The sequence below is a fragment of the Dehalococcoidales bacterium genome, from assembly GCA_028716225.1.
GTDB lineage: Bacteria > Chloroflexota > Dehalococcoidia > Dehalococcoidales > UBA5760 > UBA5760.
This window is the reverse complement of record JAQUQE010000003.1, coordinates 78,432-98,407: the sequence shown is the minus strand read 5'-3', so window position 1 is coordinate 98,407 and position 19,976 is coordinate 78,432. Positions and strand designations below refer to the sequence as shown.

Annotated in this window: 21 protein-coding genes and 1 tRNA gene; 18 read left to right on the top strand and 4 right to left on the bottom strand. The window is 52.0% G+C overall.

Annotation, left to right across the window (positions count from 1 at the left end):
* Positions 1-28: 28 nt before the first annotated feature.
* The 10 genes from PHI12_03075 to PHI12_03030 all read left to right on the top strand — a co-directional run bounded on the left by PHI12_03075 (position 29) and on the right by PHI12_03030 (position 6,850).
* Positions 29-1,063 carry a permease gene (locus PHI12_03075; protein ID MDD5509783.1) on the top strand — a complete coding sequence of 345 codons (1,035 nt, stop codon included), beginning with the start codon at positions 29-31 and terminating at the stop codon, positions 1,061-1,063.
* A gap of 21 nt (positions 1,064-1,084) precedes the next feature.
* On the top strand, positions 1,085-1,342 hold the full coding sequence (locus PHI12_03070; protein MDD5509782.1) for a thioredoxin family protein: 258 nt from the start codon (positions 1,085-1,087) through the stop codon (positions 1,340-1,342).
* A gap of 2 nt (positions 1,343-1,344) precedes the next feature.
* Positions 1,345-1,608, top strand: coding sequence for a thioredoxin family protein (locus PHI12_03065; protein ID MDD5509781.1), 264 nt, complete (start codon positions 1,345-1,347; stop codon positions 1,606-1,608).
* The gene (locus PHI12_03060) at positions 1,605-1,868 is read left to right on the top strand and encodes a thioredoxin family protein (GenBank protein MDD5509780.1); all 264 of its coding nucleotides are present in this window, start codon (positions 1,605-1,607) and stop codon (positions 1,866-1,868) included. Before PHI12_03065 ends, PHI12_03060 begins: the two co-directional genes overlap by 4 nt.
* Positions 1,869-1,982: 114 nt before the next feature.
* On the top strand, positions 1,983-2,234 hold the full coding sequence (locus PHI12_03055; GenBank protein ID MDD5509779.1) for a thioredoxin family protein: 252 nt from the start codon (positions 1,983-1,985) through the stop codon (positions 2,232-2,234).
* A 95-nt stretch (positions 2,235-2,329) separates the two neighbouring features.
* Positions 2,330-3,298, top strand: a complete 969-nt coding sequence (locus PHI12_03050) for a nitrophenyl compound nitroreductase subunit ArsF family protein (GenBank protein MDD5509778.1) — start codon at positions 2,330-2,332, stop codon at positions 3,296-3,298.
* A complete protein-coding gene (locus PHI12_03045; GenBank protein MDD5509777.1) occupies positions 3,298-4,017 on the top strand; it encodes an aromatic aminobenezylarsenical efflux permease ArsG family transporter in 720 nt (239 codons plus the stop codon). Before PHI12_03050 ends, PHI12_03045 begins: the two co-directional genes overlap by 1 nt.
* A 310-nt stretch (positions 4,018-4,327) precedes the next feature.
* Positions 4,328-4,972, top strand: coding sequence for a hypothetical protein (locus PHI12_03040; GenBank protein ID MDD5509776.1), 645 nt, complete (start codon positions 4,328-4,330; stop codon positions 4,970-4,972).
* Between the two features lie 13 nt (positions 4,973-4,985).
* The gene (locus tag PHI12_03035) at positions 4,986-6,587 is read left to right on the top strand and encodes a cytochrome c biogenesis protein CcdA (GenBank protein MDD5509775.1); all 1,602 of its coding nucleotides are present in this window, start codon (positions 4,986-4,988) and stop codon (positions 6,585-6,587) included.
* A gap of 101 nt (positions 6,588-6,688) precedes the next feature.
* Positions 6,689-6,850, top strand: a complete 162-nt coding sequence (locus tag PHI12_03030; protein ID MDD5509774.1) for a hypothetical protein — start codon at positions 6,689-6,691, stop codon at positions 6,848-6,850.
* Here the strand turns inward: PHI12_03030 and PHI12_03025 are convergent.
* Positions 6,847-8,307, bottom strand: coding sequence for an RtcB family protein (locus PHI12_03025; protein ID MDD5509773.1), 1,461 nt, complete (start codon positions 8,305-8,307; stop codon positions 6,847-6,849). The genes PHI12_03030 and PHI12_03025 overlap by 4 nt on opposite strands.
* Positions 8,308-8,320: 13 nt before the next feature.
* On the bottom strand, positions 8,321-8,737 hold the full coding sequence (locus PHI12_03020; GenBank protein MDD5509772.1) for an archease: 417 nt from the start codon (positions 8,735-8,737) through the stop codon (positions 8,321-8,323).
* 132 nt (positions 8,738-8,869) lie between these two features.
* Here PHI12_03020 and PHI12_03015 point away from each other — a divergent pair, with 132 nt between their 5' ends.
* The 8 genes from PHI12_03015 (at position 8,870) to PHI12_02980 (ending at position 15,009) form a co-directional block, all read left to right on the top strand.
* Positions 8,870-9,460: a hypothetical protein gene (locus PHI12_03015; GenBank protein ID MDD5509771.1), complete on the top strand. Its 591-nt coding sequence runs from the start codon at positions 8,870-8,872 to the stop codon at positions 9,458-9,460.
* A 16-nt stretch (positions 9,461-9,476) separates the two neighbouring features.
* Positions 9,477-10,178 carry a hypothetical protein gene (locus tag PHI12_03010; protein ID MDD5509770.1) on the top strand — a complete coding sequence of 234 codons (702 nt, stop codon included), beginning with the start codon at positions 9,477-9,479 and terminating at the stop codon, positions 10,176-10,178.
* Between the two features lie 113 nt (positions 10,179-10,291).
* Complete coding sequence (locus PHI12_03005; protein ID MDD5509769.1) at positions 10,292-10,939, top strand: thymidylate synthase; 648 nt, start codon at positions 10,292-10,294, stop codon at positions 10,937-10,939.
* Between the two features lie 102 nt (positions 10,940-11,041).
* Positions 11,042-12,259: a hypothetical protein gene (locus tag PHI12_03000; GenBank protein MDD5509768.1), complete on the top strand. Its 1,218-nt coding sequence runs from the start codon at positions 11,042-11,044 to the stop codon at positions 12,257-12,259.
* 108 nt (positions 12,260-12,367) lie between these two features.
* Positions 12,368-12,637, top strand: a complete 270-nt coding sequence (locus PHI12_02995) for a Smr/MutS family protein (GenBank protein ID MDD5509767.1) — start codon at positions 12,368-12,370, stop codon at positions 12,635-12,637.
* Positions 12,638-12,729: 92 nt separating this feature from the next.
* Positions 12,730-12,805: transfer RNA gene (locus PHI12_02990), tRNA-His, on the top strand.
* A 119-nt stretch (positions 12,806-12,924) separates the two neighbouring features.
* The gene (locus PHI12_02985) at positions 12,925-13,680 is read left to right on the top strand and encodes a hypothetical protein (protein MDD5509766.1); all 756 of its coding nucleotides are present in this window, start codon (positions 12,925-12,927) and stop codon (positions 13,678-13,680) included.
* 168 nt (positions 13,681-13,848) lie between these two features.
* Complete coding sequence (locus PHI12_02980; GenBank protein MDD5509765.1) at positions 13,849-15,009, top strand: META domain-containing protein; 1,161 nt, start codon at positions 13,849-13,851, stop codon at positions 15,007-15,009.
* A gap of 326 nt (positions 15,010-15,335) precedes the next feature.
* Here the strand turns inward: PHI12_02980 and PHI12_02975 are convergent, their stop codons facing one another.
* Complete coding sequence (locus PHI12_02975; GenBank protein ID MDD5509764.1) at positions 15,336-17,930, bottom strand: DEAD/DEAH box helicase family protein; 2,595 nt, start codon at positions 17,928-17,930, stop codon at positions 15,336-15,338.
* 3 nt (positions 17,931-17,933) lie between these two features.
* The gene (locus tag PHI12_02970; GenBank protein ID MDD5509763.1) at positions 17,934-19,886 is read right to left on the bottom strand and encodes a DNA methyltransferase; all 1,953 of its coding nucleotides are present in this window, start codon (positions 19,884-19,886) and stop codon (positions 17,934-17,936) included.
* Positions 19,887-19,976 lie beyond the last annotated feature (90 nt).

The following is a 19,976-nucleotide window of genomic DNA, read 5'->3' as shown; positions in this document are numbered from 1 at the left end:
AATGCGCATACGAGGATATAGTAACTAAATGGAAGCCATTGAAATTCTACGCGGCGGCCTGAACGGACTGGCAGAATATCTATCCCTGCATGTCATTAGCTGTCTGGTGCCAGCCCTTTTCATCGCGGGAGCCATTTCTGCTTTTGCCTCGCAAGCTGCCATTCTCAAGTACTTCGGCCCTCAGGCCAAGAAACCGATAGCCTATTCAGTAGGCTCTGTTTCGGGGGCAATTCTCGCAGTGTGTTCCTGTACGGTACTGCCGCTATTCGGCGGTATCTACAAAAGGGGGGCCGGACTCGGTCCGGCGATAGCCTTCCTATTTTCGGGACCTGCCATCAACATACTGGCCATTGTCTATACCGCCAACATACTGGGTTACCAGTTGGGAATAGCGAGAGCGGTAGCGGCCATCGCCTTTGCCGTTTGCATCGGTTTAATCATGGCCTTTATCTTCAGGAAAGAGGAAGTACAAAAAGCACAGGACCAGGCCTTTGCCCCAGTCGAAGCTGATACCGACAAGAAGAAGCCATGGCAATATGGCATTTTCTTTGGCTCACTACTCGGTATTCTGATTACCGCCGCCGGAAAGAACTGGATTCCCTTTGCCATTCTATGCGTCGTACTGGGATTTTCTATGTGGCGCTGGTTTACCGGAGACGAGATTAAGGAATGGATGCAAGAGACCCTTTACTTCTTGAAGCGCATCCTGCCATGGCTGTTAATCGGGGTATTTATCGCCGGGATACTGGGCGTGGTCATTCCGCCGACCGCAATGGCTGCCTATATGGGAGGGAATACCATCTTTGCCAACTTTATCGCTTCCATCGGCGGAGCCCTGATGTATATCGCTACCCTCACCGAGGTGCCTATCATTAAAACTTTCCTGGATTTAGGCATGGGCAAGGGGCCGGCGCTGGCACTGCTTCTGGCCGGACCAGCCCTGTCACTACCCAGCATGCTCGCCCTCCGGGGCATTATGGGTACCAAAAAAATGCTGACTTATGTTGCACTGGTGGTAGCAGCCGCCACAATCACCGGCCTGATATACGGGTCGATAGCATAATATCATAAGGAGGAGGTGAATATGATAAAGATAAAAATCTTCGGCTCTACACCGCCGTGTGTTAAATGTAAAGAACTAGAAAGAAGGGCAACGAATGTTGCCGGGAAGTATCCCGGCCAGGTTGAGGTAACCAAGTTCGATGTCTTTTCTAGGGAAGGGGACAAATACGGCATAATGCTAATGCCGGCTATGGTAATAAACGACAAGATTATATCGTCAGGAAAGCTTATTCCCGAAGAAGAGATAGAAAAAGCAGTAAAAAGGGAACAGGAGGTATGAGCATGAAAGTAAGGATGGAGGTATTCAGTGGGGACCCGCCCTGCCCCGGGTGTGTCGCTATTCTGGCGCTGGCCGACGAGTATGCCAAGAAGTATAAGGACAGGCTGGAGGTCGTTAAGCTGGTGGGGCAGGAGGCAATAGCCAAGTTTGAGGAATACAAACTCGGCTGTGTTCCGGCAATAGTGGTTAACGAGAAGATAAGAATCGAGGGCATCTGCCCCAGCCGGACCACTCTCGACAACGCACTAAGGGAGGGCGGACTATGAACAAGGTGAAGATCGAAGCATTTCTGTCGGTACCGACCTGCTCGGGCGGAGTCAGCCTCAGCAAGCTCCTCGAGGAAATCAAAAAAGAGTACGGCAGTCGGGTTGACATCGTTCCCCATAAAGGAAGGAATGAGCTGTTCGAGAAGTACAACCTGACTACAGCACCGGCATTAGTCATCGGCGGCCTGGTCAGGATAATGGGTCTGTGTCCCAGTAAGGAGTCACTAATCTCAGCCCTGAAAGAGGCAGGGTTAGAATAACCTGCGTAGTAGTAGTTAACCTTACCACTGCCGGTTGGGTGAAGAGATAGTTGGCATTGCCCAAATTTCGCCAACCGAGACATATTTCGACACTCAACCTAATAGGGAGGACGCATGGAAATCAAGGTCTTGGGTCCGGGATGCCAGAAGTGTCACGAGTTAGATAAAAGGACAAGGGAAGTCGTCCGGGAACTGGGTATCGATGCTGATGTGGAATATGTCCAGGACATTAAAACACTGGTCGAGTACGCTATCCTGTTCCCTCCCGGCCTGGTGATAAACGGCAAACTGGTAAGTTCCGGAAAGGTGCTTAGCAAGAAAGAGATCGGTGAACTGATTAATACTGCTCTAAGCCAGGAAAAATGATCGGAAGCATAGCAATAAAACGCCAACAATCCATCGTGTTTAACTTCATATTAAGTTAAGTACCGCGGGGTTAGTTAAGAAAAAAGAGGGGGCCGATGTTAGAGAGAGCCAAATCCGTTCGGAAACAACTGCTGGTATTAGCAGTGGCAGCAATATCCGCCTTACTGCTGGCAAGCTGTACCGCTTCACCCAGTGCACCTTCTAATAATAATGGAAATGAGAATGCCTCACATCTGAAAATTAACATCCTTGGTACAGAATCCGAGATTCCGGTTGACAGTGGAAGAAAGATATTATCAGATTCCGAGGTAATTTCTGCAGACGGATCGATAACTCTTTCAGTAGACAAGGGTACTTCGATCCTCGACAGCGGGCAGAACCCTGTGCAGTCTATTCAAGTGATAATTGGTCTCGATCCCCCGGCTGCTCCGGAAAACACCGTCATCATTGGCCCGGCTTATGACTTTCTACCGGAAGGCATTACCATTGATCCCCCGATCAGACTTACTCTTAGCTATAACCCTGCTGAAATACCCCAGGGAACGAAGGAGGGTGACATCTATATCGCGCGGTTTGATGATGGCGGATGGGAAACGATGCGCTACAAGCAAGTGGATATCAATAATCACAGGATAAGCACGTTGATCAACTCTCACAGCGGATATGCTATTCTGGCTCCAATTGCACCAGATGAACCTGCGCCGGCTACCGGCCCTGATCCGCAAGCCAACCGGGTAGATTTAGTCTATTTTCACCGGACCAACCGCTGTTACAGCTGCAACTGGGCCGAGGCAGCAACACGCTATACCCTGGAAGCCTATTTCCAGGAGGAACTGGATAGCGGCAAGATTACCTTTGAGTCGATCAATGTTCAGGAGGAAAGCAATGCTGCCATTATCGAAAAGTATGGTGCCTACACATCTCAGCTATTCATCAATACCGTAATCGATAACACCGACCATATTGAGCATATCAGCGAAATCTGGCAGCTCATAGGAGACGAGGAAGGCTTTACCCTTTTCATGAGAACCAAGATTGATAATGCGCTCGAGGGAGTTAGCTGATGGATTTCGGCGGCCTTATCTCCGGTTCTTCCGGAATCTTGGGTACTCCCGCGATCGCAGCCTTCTCTCTGGGCCTACTCACCGCGATAAGTCCCTGTCCTCTGGCCACCAATATCGCAGCGATAGCCTACATCAGCCGGGGAGTTACCGAACGCCGCTATGCAGTCACTGCCAGCGCACTCTATACACTGGGTAGAATGGTAGCCTACTCTGTTCTGGGTTTCCTGATTATCAGGGCCAGCCTCGAGATTCCCGGAGCAGCGATGTTTCTTCAGGATACCGGCGAAAAAGTTCTCGGGCCGATTCTGATTGCGGTGGGCGTAATACTGCTCAATGTGCATCGGTTCCGCTTTATTGCCGGAGGCTCCGGAATGTCTTCGCTAGGGGCCAGATTAAGCCGATGGGGAAAGATAGGAGCTTTCCTGCTGGGAATCGTTTTTGCCCTGGCATTCTGCCCCTATAGCGCTGTACTATACTTTGGAACACTGATTCCACTCAGCCTTAAATCGACCGGCGGGGTGGCTCTACCGGCAGTATTTGCCATCGGTACCGGGCTCCCGGTATTGATATTCGGCATATCGTTATCCTTTGGCATCACCCGGGTTTCTTCATGGTTTGAAAAACTGACCCGCGCTCAGGGAATTATTCGTATTGTTACCTCCTGGGTATTGATCGGTATCGGGGTGTACTACTTGATCTTATGGCTACAGGCGGGTTAAAAGATTGAAAAGCATATCTAGTTTCTCGTGACTATTTGATAACTGAAAAACCGATATGTTACTATCAATTACTGTTAGGATAATACTAGTCTCCCGCCACAGAGAAACAAGCCATTCCGGTGACATTTAAAGAGCAAATTATCGTCTTACACCAGGATAAGGGCAAGGAATGAATAACAGATTATTGAAAACCGCTTTGCCGTGGGCCATCCTTATACTGATAGCACCGCTAGCAGCGATGCTGTTTACAGCAAAGCCGGTTGAGGCTGGCTGAGGGGGCGGCGGCGGGTCGTCAGGTCATCCGACGACCGTGAATATTGAGGTCGATGTTAATCCCATAGGAGGAGGCACCATCAAGCTTGGCGAGGACTTCCCCTGTTCCTATCCCGAGGTCTTCGAAATTGAATTTACTGATACTATTATGATTGAAGCACTGGCAGAAGAGGGTTTTCATTTTACTCATTGGAGTGGAGAGCCGATGGGCGAGGATAACCCGGTAGAGATAAGGGCCATTAGAGCGATGACCATTACTGCCAACTTTGCACCTGACGTCGTTAAGAGACCGGCATCTTTTGCCTTGGATTCGCTAATCGTCAATCCATCTGAGGTAAATATTGGCGAGCAGGTGCTGATAACCGCTCTGGTCGCTAACACCGGCGAACTGGAAGGCAGCTATACGTTGACTCTTAAAATAAATGATTTGATAGAGCAAGTAAAGGAAATAAACCTCGCCGGTGGCACTAGCGAGACGGTGACCTTTGCCGTATCTGAAGCTGAAGCAGGCACTCACTTGATAGCACTCGATACTCTGCACGGATCATTTTCAGTCAAGGAAGCGCCGATGATTCAGTCTAAATGGTGGCTTACCGTAATTATCCTTGCGGCGGTGGTCCTGGCCATTGTGATCCCACTAGCGCTTAGAAAACTACGGCATTCCAGGCGTGATTCTTCATAGTGATGAGGGGTAAGTGCGAAGATTGATAGGATTGGTAAGCAACCAAGCGGGATGGAAGTTAAGGGGTTACTTATTAGGATTACTTAGCGCTGTTTTAGTTTTTGGGTTATGTCCGATCGCTCAAGATAGTCCAGTTCATGCCCAGGAAGAAGAGGAAGACTATATCTGTATGGTCTACTTCGGGGGGATCGGGTGTCATGACTGCGCCCGTGTTTCTCCCCTATTGCTGGAGCAGTTGCCTGAAGAGTACCCCAATCTGGTGGTTATCGAATACGAGATATACGGCTACCAGGAGAATACTCAAGTTTTCGACGAATTCATCGCCGCATACAAAACGCAGTTCAGGATTCCCCAGGTGATCCTGTGCCAGGATAATTACATTATCAATGGTACTCCTATTATTAACGGTATCAGGGATGTCTTAGACGGATATGATTGCCATACCTGTCCGCTGGTTGATGGTAGTTCAGTAAGCTTCGCTGACCAAGACCTCGCCGCACTGCCTGGTTATCCCGTCGTATGGCATGAAGAGAAAGTTTTGATCAAGACTGGACCCCAGGGGGATGGTGAACTACTAAAGCAACTACTGATTAACGATGACCTGAGCGATGTTCTTGATGGTATTGATTATAATGTCATTGATCCGGAGGATGTGGTGACCCCGGGCGGAAATGTTAGTTTTGAACAGGCCATTCAGATTGATGACTGGATACTGCAATGGAATGAAGAAGCAGTTACTCCACCAACACCGCCGCCCCCGGAACCGACACCCATACCGGAGCCTACCCCGGAGCCGATCCCTGAACCAACTCCGGAACCGACACCAATACCGGAGCCTACCCCTGAGCCGACTCCTGAACCAACACCCGCACCAGTGCCACAACCCACAACCGGCTTGACGTTGGCCAAGATTGCTTCACTGGCGGCCGCTGATGCCGTTAATCCCTGCGCCTTCACGGTGTTACTCCTGCTCTTAGTTTATATCGTTGCCTATAACCGGGGAAACCGGCGGAGTGTACTTTATGCCGGGCTATCTTTCACCGGGGTGGTATTCGGCATGTATTTTGTCTACGGACTCGTCTTCATCAAGTTCTTCCAGCTTGTCCAGATGCTGGCCAATGTCGGTTTCTGGCTTTTTACGGCGTTAGCCATCGCCGCCATAGTCTTCGGCATTCTCAATATCCGGGACTTTGTAAAATACAAACCCGGTGGTGTTGGCACAGAAATGCCTATGCTGATGCGCCCCAGAGTGAAGAAACTGATGTCTAACGTCACCTCAGCTAGAGGTGCCGCAGTTGCCGGAGTCATAGTAACCGTTTTCCTGCTACCCTGTACCATCGGACCATACATCATCGCCGCCGGTATTCTCTCCACCCAGGGGTTGCTAGCAAACGTACCGCCGCTTCTGCTATATAATCTAATATTTATAGCGCCTTTCTTAGGTATCACACTGGGCATATACTTCGGACTGGGCCGGGCACAGGACGTCTACCAGTGGAAGGACAAGCACACCAGGAAGCTACACCTGATCGCAGGCATAATCATCATGGGACTGGGCATATATATGCTTCTCGAGAGCTTGCAGATTCTGAGTACAGGCTTCTTCGTTGCTTAGGGAGCGGGTACCTACTCGATTGATGTTAACGGCTTGAGCGGCTCCTTTACCATTAATGAGGAGGCCTCACCACCCCCGGCACTGTCAGGCGAGTGGACGGGGTGGCACAGCGGTGGTGTTATCGCAGCAACAGCCGCCGCTATCGCCATACCGCTGGTGTATCGATGGCGGCGAAAGAAATCATAATTGAGCTGCCCTTCCAGCCTGGCCAGAATTACGGCACCAACCGCGTCCGGGAAATACGCCGCGCCCCTACATGCTAACCCTTGATCACACCTATCGGTACCGTCCTGGCTACCTTGCGGGAGATGCCCGCTCTATCGGTAATATCGACCACTTCACTGACATCCTTATAGGCCGGGGAGGCCTCTTCGGCCAGTGACGCCATACTACCCGCTTTAACCGTAATGCCGCGGGCCGCCAGCTCCCTGGCCACCACACTGCCTTGCAAGCTGCGTTTGGCAGCAGAGCGGCTCTGCACCCGCCCCGCCCCATGGCAGGTAGAGCCGAACGACTCCCGCATGGCTCTTTCCGTACCCACCGCAATGTAAGAGCAGCGTCCCATATCGCCGGGGATGAGGACCGGCTGGCCGATATCGCGGTAGATATCGGGGATATCGGGATGTCCCGCCGGAAAGGCCCTGGTGGCCCCTTTACGGTGAACGCAGAGGACTTCCTTCCTGCCGTTAACCGTGTGTTCCTCAAGCTTGGCGATATTATGACAGACATCATAGATCTGCTCCAGGCCTATCTCTTTTTCATTCTTCTGCAGAACCCTGGCCAGGGACTCCCTGACCCAGTGGGTGATGCACTGACGGTTGGCCCAGGCATAGTTGGCGGCACACGCCATCGCCGCCAGGTAGTCCCGCCCCTCCACCGATTTTACCGGGGCACAGGAAAGCTGTCGGTCAGGCAGCCTGATGCCGTATCTCCTCACCGCCTCGCCGAGCAGCCTGACGTAGTCTCCGCAGACCTCGTGGCCAAAGCCCCGGGAACCGGTGTGAATCATCACCACCACCTGCCCCACATCGGCTATGCCCATCGCTCGGGCCGCCACCCGGTCGTAGATTTCATCCACCGCCTCCACCTCCAGAAAGTGGTTGCCCGAACCCAGCGTCCCCAGCTGCGGTATGCCCCGCTTCTTAGCCTTGCCGCTTACCTTATCCGGATTAGCCCCCTTGATACAACCCGTCTCTTCAGTAACGACAACGTCGGCAGCGTTACCATAGCCCCTCTCCAGCGCCCACCGGCTGCCCTTTACCAGCACCTGGTCCAGCTCTTTTTCACTCACCCTGATCTTCCCTTCCGAACCAAGTCCCGAGGGCACACTGGTAAAAAGATCGCCTACCAATCGCTCGATCCGGGGTCTTACCTCTGCTGCGGTAAGATTGGTCCGTAAAAGCCTGACGCCGCAGTTAATATCGAAGCCGACACCGCCGGGTGATATCACCCCGTCGCTGACCCTGGTGGCAGCGACACCACCGATAGGAAAGCCGTATCCCCAATGGATATCCGGCATCGCCAGCGAGTAGCCGACGATACCGGGCAGGAAAGCCACATTGGCCACCTGCTCGAAAGCCTGCTCATGCCAGATGTGGTCGAGCATGGCTTCACTGGCATAAACCAGACCGGGTACCAGCATACCCGGCTTATAACCCGTCGGGATTTCCCAGCGATAGTCGTCGATCCTGTTTACTGCTTCTCTCCAGGGTGATGGCATCAACTATACCCCCTTAAATATCGAGTATTACCCGTACCCGGCAGCCGTTGTCCTTCTCAACTCTCAGCATATGGTAGGTGGCTGCCTTGACCCCCGTCTTCAGCCGGTGTCTCGAGCCGTCCACCTTCTCACCATAGCTCCGCGCCCTGAGGCTTGAGCCGGGAAGCACGGCAACATCAAAGCGCTTGAAAACAATGTTCTCGGTATCGAACAGATAAATAAGCTCATTCAGCCATGCCACCAGCAGGCTTTCTTCATCAACCGCGCTGAGTTCCGTGTCCCGGCAGACGACCTCGGCCACGGAATCAAGCTCGGTTATCAGGCTGAACAGAGCCCGCGCCGCATTACCAAAAGCCTGGCCGATATCGTCGCCGTAGGCAACGATGCCGACGTCAGCGGTATGGTCGATAATCTCAAAGTCTTTTTGCACCGATATCGATACACCCCATACCTAAATTATATCACCGCCGGGAGTACACACAAACCGGGAGCGGCAATTTAAGCTTTTCCTTAGATTTGATATAATTTCAGGTGTAGCCAAAGATCATAACCGGAGAATGAGATGGGTGAGATAAAGAGTGCCCGCGAGATAGCAATGGAAAAGCTGGCGCAGCTCGATGAGATAACCGAAGAGGAACGCCTGAGATGGAAATACGTCCCCGAGGGGGCAAAGCTGGCCGCCGGATATCTCGGGGGAGACTGCAACCTGATACCCGAGCTGGGCAAGTACGATGAAAAGCAAAAAGAATATATTCTAGAGGGGCTTAATGATACCCTGATCAGGAACATCAACCTGCCCGATAACGACCTGCTGAAGCAAAAGAACAAGCGGGCGATGGAGGGCTTGAAGGCGGTAAAGAAAGACCGGGTCGGCCTGGAAAACGTCTACAGCAAGATCAGGCATATCTTCGAACACTATCATAACATGGGAGAACAGCAGAAAAAACAGGCCTATCTGGCGCTGAAGACCGAGTTCGAAGCGCAGGTCAGACAGGCGCTTAAGCAACAGCTGGGCGCGGCGGGCGGCATCAAGATCGATGTCGAGAAGCAGCCCCAGTTCCAGGCGGAATGGCGGCGGAGACTGACACAGCTCAACTCGGAATACCTCAAGCTGCTGGACGAACTAAGGCAGGAGCTAAAAGCCATATCATGAGAGGCAAGTATTAAATATGGACCTGAGCGACGAGAGAATTAGAGAGGCAGTCGAACATACCGAGATATTAAGGCCGCCCAAGCAGAGCCTGGCCACTTTCGGCACGACCAATATCTACTACTACCTGATTACCGAACCGGTCTACAAGGACCTGGTAGCTGACGTCAGTGAGACCGTAATCAGGGAAGGCAGGGTCATTGCCCAGAGGCCGAAGGTGGTCACCCCTTACTACCTCTCCCGGCTGGAAGGGTTCAGCTCCGAAGCAAGAAGATATTTCGAGATGCTGACCAGCAAACACGGCCCTAACGTCGCCGGGCTGTTCTACAGCTACCGCAACGAGCCCAAAGAGCTCAATATCGTATCCGACGGCCTGCCTGCGGTAGTGGACCGGCTGAATGCCGAGATCGATAAGCGCGGCGAACCGCTCACCTCCATCATCAAGGGCGAGGACCAACTCTGGGATGTCTCACTGATGCGGTTCATCTATGAGATAACCGGAAGCTCGGTACAGAATAACCTGCGGCAGATGGGAGCCAGAGGGCTCCTCAATATCGATTCCGGCGGCATCCCGGTCGACGCCAGGGTCAAGATTGAAGAGCTCTTCAGAATGACCCGTACCGGTGAATGCGAACCGCGTGATCTGAAAGACGAGCTCGACCACTGGGGCCTCTTCGAAGATTATGAGGACAGGTTCCTGAACCTCTTCAAAAAGCGGTAGCCCTGACACAAGCCGGAGCAAACTGCCTAGCCACCTTTTCGAGCTGCTGCTCATTGAGCATGCTCCCGATTTCAGCTATAATGTTATCACCCGCAAGCTGAAAGGGTTAGTTAATGAGAATCTCATCAATCGAAGCCAGGGACCTTTCCGAGGCATGGTTCCTCTGCTTACGCGAGGTCCTGGCCAACGGCCGGGAATACACGATTGAGCGGGGCAGCTACACCAACGAACGCCGGAAAGAGCTCGAGTTCGTGGTAGTAAAGATTACGTGCCCCGGCATAAAGCCGTTAACCCCCGACGTCCCCCAAGGCGTGCCCCCTCCCACCACGATGGACTATATCGAGAGCTATCTTCCCTACCTGATGACCGCCCATAGAGCCGAGGGAGAGCAGTACACCTACGGACAGTACCTGGAGAAGCAGATCGAAGAAGTAATCCGGATGTACAAGGAAGACGGCTATAATACCAACCAGGCCTTTATGACGGTCGGTGATGCCCAGTCCATCTTTCTACCCGACCCGCCCTGTCTGAGGTCGATAGATACCAGAATCTTAAACAACAGACTCAATTTTATCGTCTACTTCCGCTCCTGGGACCTGTGGGCCGGCTTTCCCTCCAACCTGGCCGCGATGCAGCTTCTCAAGGAGTATATGGCCGGAGAAATAGGCGTCGAAGACGGTGAAATCATTGCCATCAGCAAGGGGATGCACCTTTACGAGTATTCCTGGGAACTGGCCAGAACCGCAGCCAGATTGGAATAGCTGGTAAGGATACCCTCATTCCCTGCCCTTCACCGGACCGACATACCTGAACCCGCTCCGATCCCGTCCTCAATCTACCCAGCCGGGGGCATAAAGAATAAATTGAAAGCAAAGCTAATCCTGATCGTAAGCCTACTGCTGGCCGGGTTGTACGTCACCGGCTGCGATAACAGCCGGGATTTCGATGACCGGCTGGATTCAATCACGAAGCCGTACGGCTTCAGTGTTGTGGCCTGGGAATGCCGGACGGCACCCGGGGAAATGGTCCAGTGGGCTAAAAGCTGGTTCGACAATCCCCAAGAAACCGACATTGTTTACCAGTATTTCGACACGGTAAGTCTGATCAACAGGCAGGAGAGGGAAATCCGGGCCGTAGAAAGCGGCACCAGGCAGGGCGACCTAACGCTGCTGCAGGGTGAGCTTACCCTGCTGAAGAAGAGAAAGCAGGGTCTGGAGAACACCGTGGAGAGGATAATAGAGCAGCAGATCAAGGCAGTCCTGGCCGAAGAGGGGATCTTCAACCCTCTGACCGGCCTGAGCATCAACTTTCCCCCGCTCAATTTCAGCCTGGAGAGGCCGCCGCACCTGCTGGTGATTTCACCCCGGGACAGGATAGCGAGCATCAGGGAGATTCTGCTCAGTCAGGACATCAGCGTAGCGGAGATGGGGGCTATCGAGGAAGAGGCCGAGGAATTAGGAGTCTCGGCGCTGGTCGTGGAGATCGGCGGCCTGGGTTCGACCTACCCCAGCTTTGTCACCAATGAAGCGAGCTTGAGCTTCACCATCGACGCCGCAACCGAGGAATGGCTGCACCAATACCTGTTCTTTAAGCCGCTGGGGATCCTGTATACCCTGGACCTGACCGGGCTTGCCCCGAACTACGAGATCGCCGTCATAAACGAGACGGTAGCCAGTATGACGAGCAAGGAAATCGGGGCTATCGTGTACCAAAAATACTACGCCCGGGTCGGAGAAAACGGCAGTCAAAATCCGCCTGACGGATCGGGATTCGACTTTAACCGGGAGATGAGGGAGATACGGAGGACGGTCGATCAGTACCTGAGCCGGGGAGAAATAGAGCCGGCGGAAGAATTCATGGAAGAGAAACGGCAGTATCTTGCCTCCATGGGCTATCACATCAGGAAACTTAACCAGGCCTACTTCGCTTTTCACGGAGCCTATGCCGACAGCCCGACCTCAATCGACCCGATAGGGGCCGAACTGCAAAAGCTGAGGGAGCAAAGCAGCTCGATAAAGGACTTCCTGGACAAAGCGGCCTCAATAACCGGCCGCCAGGATCTGACCGACATCCTGAAATAGACCTTCGCGTTCAGGCCGCTCCGGTGCGGCCGCAGCCGGGAAAGACGCGCTTTATCTGCCGCAGCTTATAGTGCTAGAATTAGCCCGGGGGATGCTAACTATCAGATCATGGACAGGAACAGACGGGTGGAACCGGTAACCGACGAGGTACGCCTCCGCCATCTCACTGTAGATGAGGCGCTGATAAAGCTGGATAAATACCTTAACGACGCTATGCTGGCCGGGCTGTACCGGGTAAGGGTAATCCACGGCAAGGGCAGTGGAACGATACGCCAGGTAGCCAGGAGGCAGCTCGCCCACCATCCCCTGGTCAAATCGTACCGGCCCGGCGGGTACGGAGAGGGAGGAGCCGGGGTTACCATAGTCGAGCTTATCTGAAAGTCATTGCCATGCCGGAAGCAGCCCGCTCCCCATCCCGCACCACATTGCGGGGAGAAGAGGTTTTTAGCTATAATACTTATGTTCTTATGGTGAGTGTAGCCTAGTGGTTAGGGCGTCAGGTTGTGGCCCTGAAGGTCGAGGGTTCGAATCCCTCCACTCACCCCATCAGCCCCGCGCCTATATCCCAGCGGATAGAGCGCCGGCTTTCGAAACTACCGGCTCGACAGCAGCCGGCACTCTTTTTGCTATAGACTGAGCGGCAAGCAGGAGGTGAATAGACAACCATGGTAAAGCTTATCGATCTGAGACCGATCCAGGCGGAGCACCTGAAAACGCTGAGTGAATACCTCGCTTCCCTGGGAATTTCTGCAATCGCCGACGCAGTCGACTTTGTCCAGGATACGGCAAACCCGCCGGAAAACTGCCGGCAGAAGTGCATTAGATTACAAGGTATGAACATCGATAAAATCATCTACGCCGTGATGCAGCACGTAGGAACATCACGGCCCCGGCAGGATACCATGAGTACGGAGAACAACTGGTCGGCTTTTTTCCTCTATGCCGTGGACTGTTATGTGGGCAAGGACAAGAAAAACTGGAAGAACTTGAACGCCAAGGCGCAGGTAAAATATAAAAAGGGAAATATCGTCGACTTCAAGTGGAGCGGCGGCAAGATTGCCGACATCCTGAATCACGACCCTTCGCTGAAGGAACCGCTGCTGGTCGATCTGACCAACACGCTCCGGGCGGGAGGCGAAGCCGAAATAGCCATCTGGCCGAAACTGGCGCTGTCCGACACCGATTTCAAAATGATGGCACAGCTAATCCGTGTCGAGGGTGCCGGCACCAAGCCGGAAAACGCCATCAAAACCCACGAACCGGTCAAAGAAGGGGTGCTGGTGATGGGTTGTGCTACGCGAGGATACGGCGATGAGATAAGGTCCTTGATTCTTCCCTCCAAAGACGGCTTCATGGCATACGACAGGATAGCCGCTCACATACATGATTATGTCAATACAACCATAACCGGCACCTTCTAGTACACCGGCATTTCATATTCACCGGCAGATAACGGTATGCCGGGGTCAAAGGATATGCTCTAACAGAGGATGCTCTCAACCTCAGAGGATATTGACAGCTCGGAAGCTCAAGAGTATATTAAAGTCACCAATTTGAACCATGTTGTTTGCCTGGAGTTGAGGAGATTAATGAAGAACTTAATTATGGTCATCGCTATAGCGGCTATAACGAGCCTGATGGCAACCAGTTGCCTGCCCTTTACAAGTACCATTGAACCAATCCCGACCCCGACTCCCGCTCCTTCACCGGCTCCGTCACCCAGTCCGGTTCCGGCCAATATCCCGCCGGTTGCTTATATCGACTCGGTTACCCCGAGCCAGGCAGTCAAAGATCAGTCAGTGTCTTTTCAAGGACATGGCACGGATAAGGATGGGACCGTGGTAGCCTACCGTTGGAGTTCGAGCCTGGACGGCGACCTGGGTACCACCGCCACCTTTGAGACGTCATCTTTATCTGTGGGTGACCACAGCATCAGCCTGATAGTCCAGGACAATAACGGCGATTGGTCGGAGACGGCGACTACCCTGTTCAAGGTGGTGGAAGAAGCACCGCCTGAAGAGGTGCCCCCAATCGAAGACATCACCTGGGAACTAGAGGCATACGGTGATGCCGGGGCTCTGGATTCCCTGCTGGCAGGCACCACCGTCACCGCAGAATTCAAGAGCGATGTGGGAAAGGTTGCCGGTTCCGGGGGATGTAACAGCTACTCCGTCAATTATGAAATCGACGGCAATCAACTGACCATAATACCCCCCATTACCTCCACTATGATGCTGTGCTTTCCATCAGAAAGAATGACTCAGGAACATGATTTCTTTGAACTGCTCAATACGGCAGAGACGTTCCTGGTCCATGCTGACAAGCTGATTATCTCATGTGCTGACGATAAAGAGATGGTATTTGTCGAGCAGGTCGAGGAAGCACCGCCTGAAGAAATGCCCCCGATCGAAGACATCACCTGGGAACTACAGGCATACGGTGATGCAGGGGCTCCGAGTTCTCTACTGGCAGGTACCACCGTCACCGCAGAATTCAAGAGCGATCAGGGAAAGGTTGGGGGTTCCGGGGGATGCAACAGCTACTCCGTCAATTATGAAATCGACGGCAATCAGCTGACCGTAATACCTCCTATTACCTCCACGATGATGCTGTGCTTCCCATCAGCAAGAATGACTCAGGAACACGATTTCTTTGAGCTGCTCAGTGCCGCCGAGACATACAATATTCACGACGATGAGCTCTCCATCTATTGTTCCGGAGACGGAGTACTGATTTTCACCCCACAATGACAAAGAAGCAGCGCTGATACCCAAATGATAGAAGCTTATCGGCCCCGCTTGAAATAGCTTTCACCACGCCGATTTGGTATTCGCGATGAACGTGATGAATATTAAGCGGTGCGTACTACAGCCTTGAATTAAACCAACTGAACATTCGTAAGTTTCGTGCAATCAGAAGCTGAGCGGAACTAAATTAATAAGCAAATGTATGATGCGAATTGGATGCTGGAGACGGAGGAGAATAGTCGAGCTACACCTGAAACAATGCCCTGATTTTTTAGCATAGCTTGTGAGATTAAAGCCTATCCCCGTATCATAGAACCGTTCGGCAATATTCAGTAGTCGCTCGCTGAGGTGCCACAATAAAGACTCTTCGCGTCCTTAGCATTGGCCACTTCGCGGCGAACTGTTGAATCGGTCAGGTCTAATACTCGCAACTTGTCTCCAACCCTAGCAATAGCCTCGACGCGACGATAGACTTCAGGATGAGTCTCGGCGTAGTGGGCTAGCCCTTTAAGTTTTGGTAGTGCATCGCTGAACTGGATTCCGTGGGGGTCTACGATGTCCGCTATGATGGTACCATCCGGTTGCATTGAAAAGAAAATGAAATCAGGCCTGACAATCTTGACTTGGTTATTATCTGTATAGGCAACGCCCAGCGAATCCTGACTGGAACGTGATGGATTGCGATACCATACCATGAAGCCTTGGCGTTGCATTTCGGCTCTCAGAACTTTTTCCTCCCACGTATTCATCTCGGCGGGAAACATCCCATCCTTGTCGCAAAGCATATGGGATCTGAAGGTAGGCAAGGGCGTTTCGTTGCCATCCGCTTCAAGCACGGTACTGGGTACTATCAAAGATTTTGGCTTAGCAAGATCAATATCTGCTGGCTCCGTGCTCATACTCTTGATTGAGCGGTATACTTCTTGCCTCTCATCCGACAATCCCTTTATTGATATGCGATACTTGTCTAACCAGGCCTTGGCCATCTTGTCTGCCTCGGCATCGAGAAAATCCTTGACTTCTTGCACAAGTCCAAGTGCTGCTATGTCCGCATGAGCTTCTACGAGGGCGTCTTCAAGTGAGTCTGCATGGGTTTTCTGGGCTGCCAGATAATCTGCGTATGTGCGTGATATATCCGCACTCAGGCTGCGTGAGGCACGGCGATAGGCGTCCTCGATAACAGCATAGTCTGCGGCTTCCAAAAAGTCGTCGAAGGTCTTACTCATGGTCTTCATGTCGGCGGTGAGGCTCTTGCCTTCAACCGTTAGAACGGCCTCGCGTGCGGAGTCGATATCACCTGCGTAACGAACTCTGGCTGCATCCAGAACCTTGTGCATCTCCGAGTGTGCTATCTTACCCGCATGGGCTAAAAGCCCATCCGAGGCAAGTTCATGGGCAAGAGCGGTCAATCTCTTTACTGGTTTAGCTCCCCGTTGCGGTAAGGATTGAGATGGCAATGAAAGAAACTTGTCCCATACTGTCTCAGACACAGAAGGATTCGGCGTCATTTCCTTAGGATTGATGAGTACACGACGCCCTGTCAACGGTGTATCTCCGTCATCGCCTCCCCTCATGAGGATGTCTGCGACCACTTCAACGGATTTGGTGTCGAAAAAGGGCAGTAAGCAATCCACAGAGTTGAGCCGATCATTGCCTGGAATACGCCGGGCGAGAGGAGCTCGTACCATTCGTCCCATCAGCTGTGTGATGTGAGTGCGATCTTTAGCGGGGCGAAAAGAAACCATAACTTCAGCTCTCGGACAATCCCACCCGGTACTGATAGCGTCTTTCGCAACTAGCACGCGCACCCAATTAGAGTCTTGTACATGCTCCGGCGAGATGTAAGGCACTGAATGATGACCGAAGGTTTGAGTTGTGTGCTCACCAAATACGTGCGCAATGGCATCACTCGTCAGTTCTGGCCACTGCTGAAAAATCGTGTCGATAGCGCGCCCGATCTCTCCATGATCAGGCTTGTTTGGAACCTGTAAAACCATGAGGGGTTTTACAACATTCGCATCATCCTGCTGCTTAGTGTAATCAGCCCATGCAGCACTAGATTCCTTGATCTTATCGGTGGCACGTCGTACGAGCACTGTGTCAAACTGGCCCACCTCATCAGGGGTATCAAGAATTATCGTGTCTTTCAATAGGCCTGATTCCTGTACTTTGGCAGAGTCCACTACGATGTTTGGGAGAGTACTTCGCCCTTCGGCTCCAGCCATCGCAGTATTGAACCTATCTACCGTAGCTGAAATACCCCAGACTACAGGGATCGCAGGCACAGAAGCCGAGCCGTTGATGAGTCGTTTGACTATGGTAGATTTATTGTCCTGTATCTCCTTGGATAGGTTTCCCATACCTCGGTGGGCCTCATCAAGCACAAGGTAGAGCGTCAAGGATGGGTCTTCAATGGAATTTTGTATCGTGTCCCAGATGGTGTGAGAGCGCATATCTGGACGCATTTCGGGAGATAATACACCTTGGCTCGTATCCCCTTTATGGGGATCGTGTCCCCGCACAAGAAGACTCTTTTTACTCAACTTCTGAGTATTTAGGAAGTACACCTTTCCTACCTCAAATTTTTCGCGATTGAAGGTGTTTTGCACAACAACGAGATCAGTATAGGTAAGCCGGTCGGAAGCTTCCATGAGACGAAATCGCGTCTGCTCGTTTAGGGACGGGTCATCACTGAACCAGATCACCACCGCTCCAAGATCGGGCTCAAAATCAAAATTGTCGTCACCATAAAATAACGCCTCAAATACGGCGGCCGCCATAACCGTCTTACCAGCACCAGTGGTTGCCGTCAGTGAGAATGCATGTTTGTCGCCATCCTCGTGCCAGCGTTTAACCGCCTTGCGAAGATTGGAGAGAACATCTCGAACTGACTCGTTCTGATAGTCTTTTAGTGTAAACTTCATCGATCATGCTCCATGTATAATTTTGAAGTTCAAGAGATACGACTCGTAAAGCCGGATGGCCTCCACCGAGTCGGGTAAACGTCGTACAGTTGCCTGGAAACGGCGGTCATCATCGGTCACGATATATGCAATGCGTAGACCTTCAAATTTCTCAACAGCCTTGATGAATGGCGCCGCTTGGTCGAGGTCAGTAAGCAGACCGTACGTATCGGCTACGTCCCAACCCGAGTCTGGGAGTACGTCAATGCGACACCCCATGCTTCCAGCACGCATCCATAGCAGCGGCGCGATACGTTTAAAAGACAAGTTATGGCTAATAGCTACAGGCGTCTCATAGGTAAGAGTGAAAAACTCAGCATTCTCCTTAAAACCTTCTGACATGGGGAACTCGTCCGTGAACTTGTAGTCACCGTCGATCGCTTTGCCGCTCGGAGTCTTGCCAGTTATCGCGGCTTTGACTCGAGGTTTTGTAATATGCTCACAGATACCCCACTGCTCCCAGTCAGCATCACCAGGGCGCAGTCCCTGTTTACGTAATGCCGCTTGTTCGTCAGCGGCAACCTCATTGTTGGTAACCGAGATGCATTGGCGACGACCGTTATCCTGACGGTTTAAACGCATGACGGCATGCGCGGTAGTCCCTGATCCAGCGAAAAAGTCGAGCACTAATGCATCTGGCTTATTCATGATGAAGAAGCGAAGGGCATCTTCGACTGCATACAAAGACTTGGGATAGGGGAAGTTACGCCCAGGGATGATTTTTCTAAGAAGGGAGGACCCATGATCCGTTGCGCTATGTGCCTTGCTTGCCCACTGTGTTTTAGGTCTACCGGTAACAGCGTCGCTAGTAGAATATTCCAACTCAAGACCACCGTATTTGTCTTTCCCTACTACCGAAAGCTCGCCTGTTGCTAACTTCTCGCGCTGCCCAGTCATAAGATAGTAAAACGTTACTTTTCCTGTCTTCTGATCAATAGAGCCAATCTTAATGTGTTGGTCGGCCAATAGTGTACGGAATGCTGTTTGGTTTAACTGCCATCGCCCTTCACTCCCATCCTGCCTGGTGGGCCAAATTGCAGTGAGTCCTTCAGGAGCAAGATAATCCTCAGGATGTTGGCCAAGTGGTAATGGATCACCAGCGCCGACAATCTTGGCCATTTTGATATCTACCAGGATTGGGTAAAACTTCAGGGGGGATTCTTCACGGTGTGCTCCTTTGCCACTGCGTAACAGCGATGCCCATCGTATCGTTGGTGGTTTCACGGGCGGTGAGTCACAGACTTCAGCCGCGATCTTCTCCATGCTTTCTGCTTCCGAATTTGTAATGCAGAGTCCTTGAATCATAGTATTTTGAACCACAGCGGCTCCGAAATATACAAAATATATGTATTCATCCACGCGATAGAACTCCTTACCACGTGCTGACCCCTTTGGGTTGATCGAGGTACTGATCATCTGAATACGCTGTCCCGGAAAGGTTTGTTCCAGTAACAGCCCTAATCGGTGATATTCCTTCTCGTCAATCGTGAAGATGAGGACGCTATCCTTAGGATTGAGGAGATCCTTGGCAATAAGGAGTCGCCGCTCGATAAACGCCAACCACTTGCTGTGCCTGTATGCATCTTCCTTGTCTACGTAGTTGTTGTTGTACTTCCAATCTTTTGCCCCTGAATTATAGGGTGGATCTATGTAGATCGCATCGAACCTACCGCGGTGCGTATAAGTCAGGGCTTTTAGTACGAGATAATTCTCACCGTTGATTACCGTGTGGAAAGGCTTGTCGCCTCCACTTTCGACCTTACCGGTGCTGACAAGCCCTGGATAGATGTAGTCACGGAACTCTGCCACGACGACTAAGTCATCAACGGCAATCTCTTGGGTTTCAGGTTCGGTAGCTCCAAGTAGTTCCAGACGCGCGATTTGTGTGTCTTCGGCTTTTTCAATTTTCTTAACCACCCAAAGTCGCTGGTCCCCTTTGTTCTTAGAGCCTCGTGTGGGCAAAATCCTCACTTTGTCGCCCTTGCGCACCGGTCGCTGTGGTAGTTC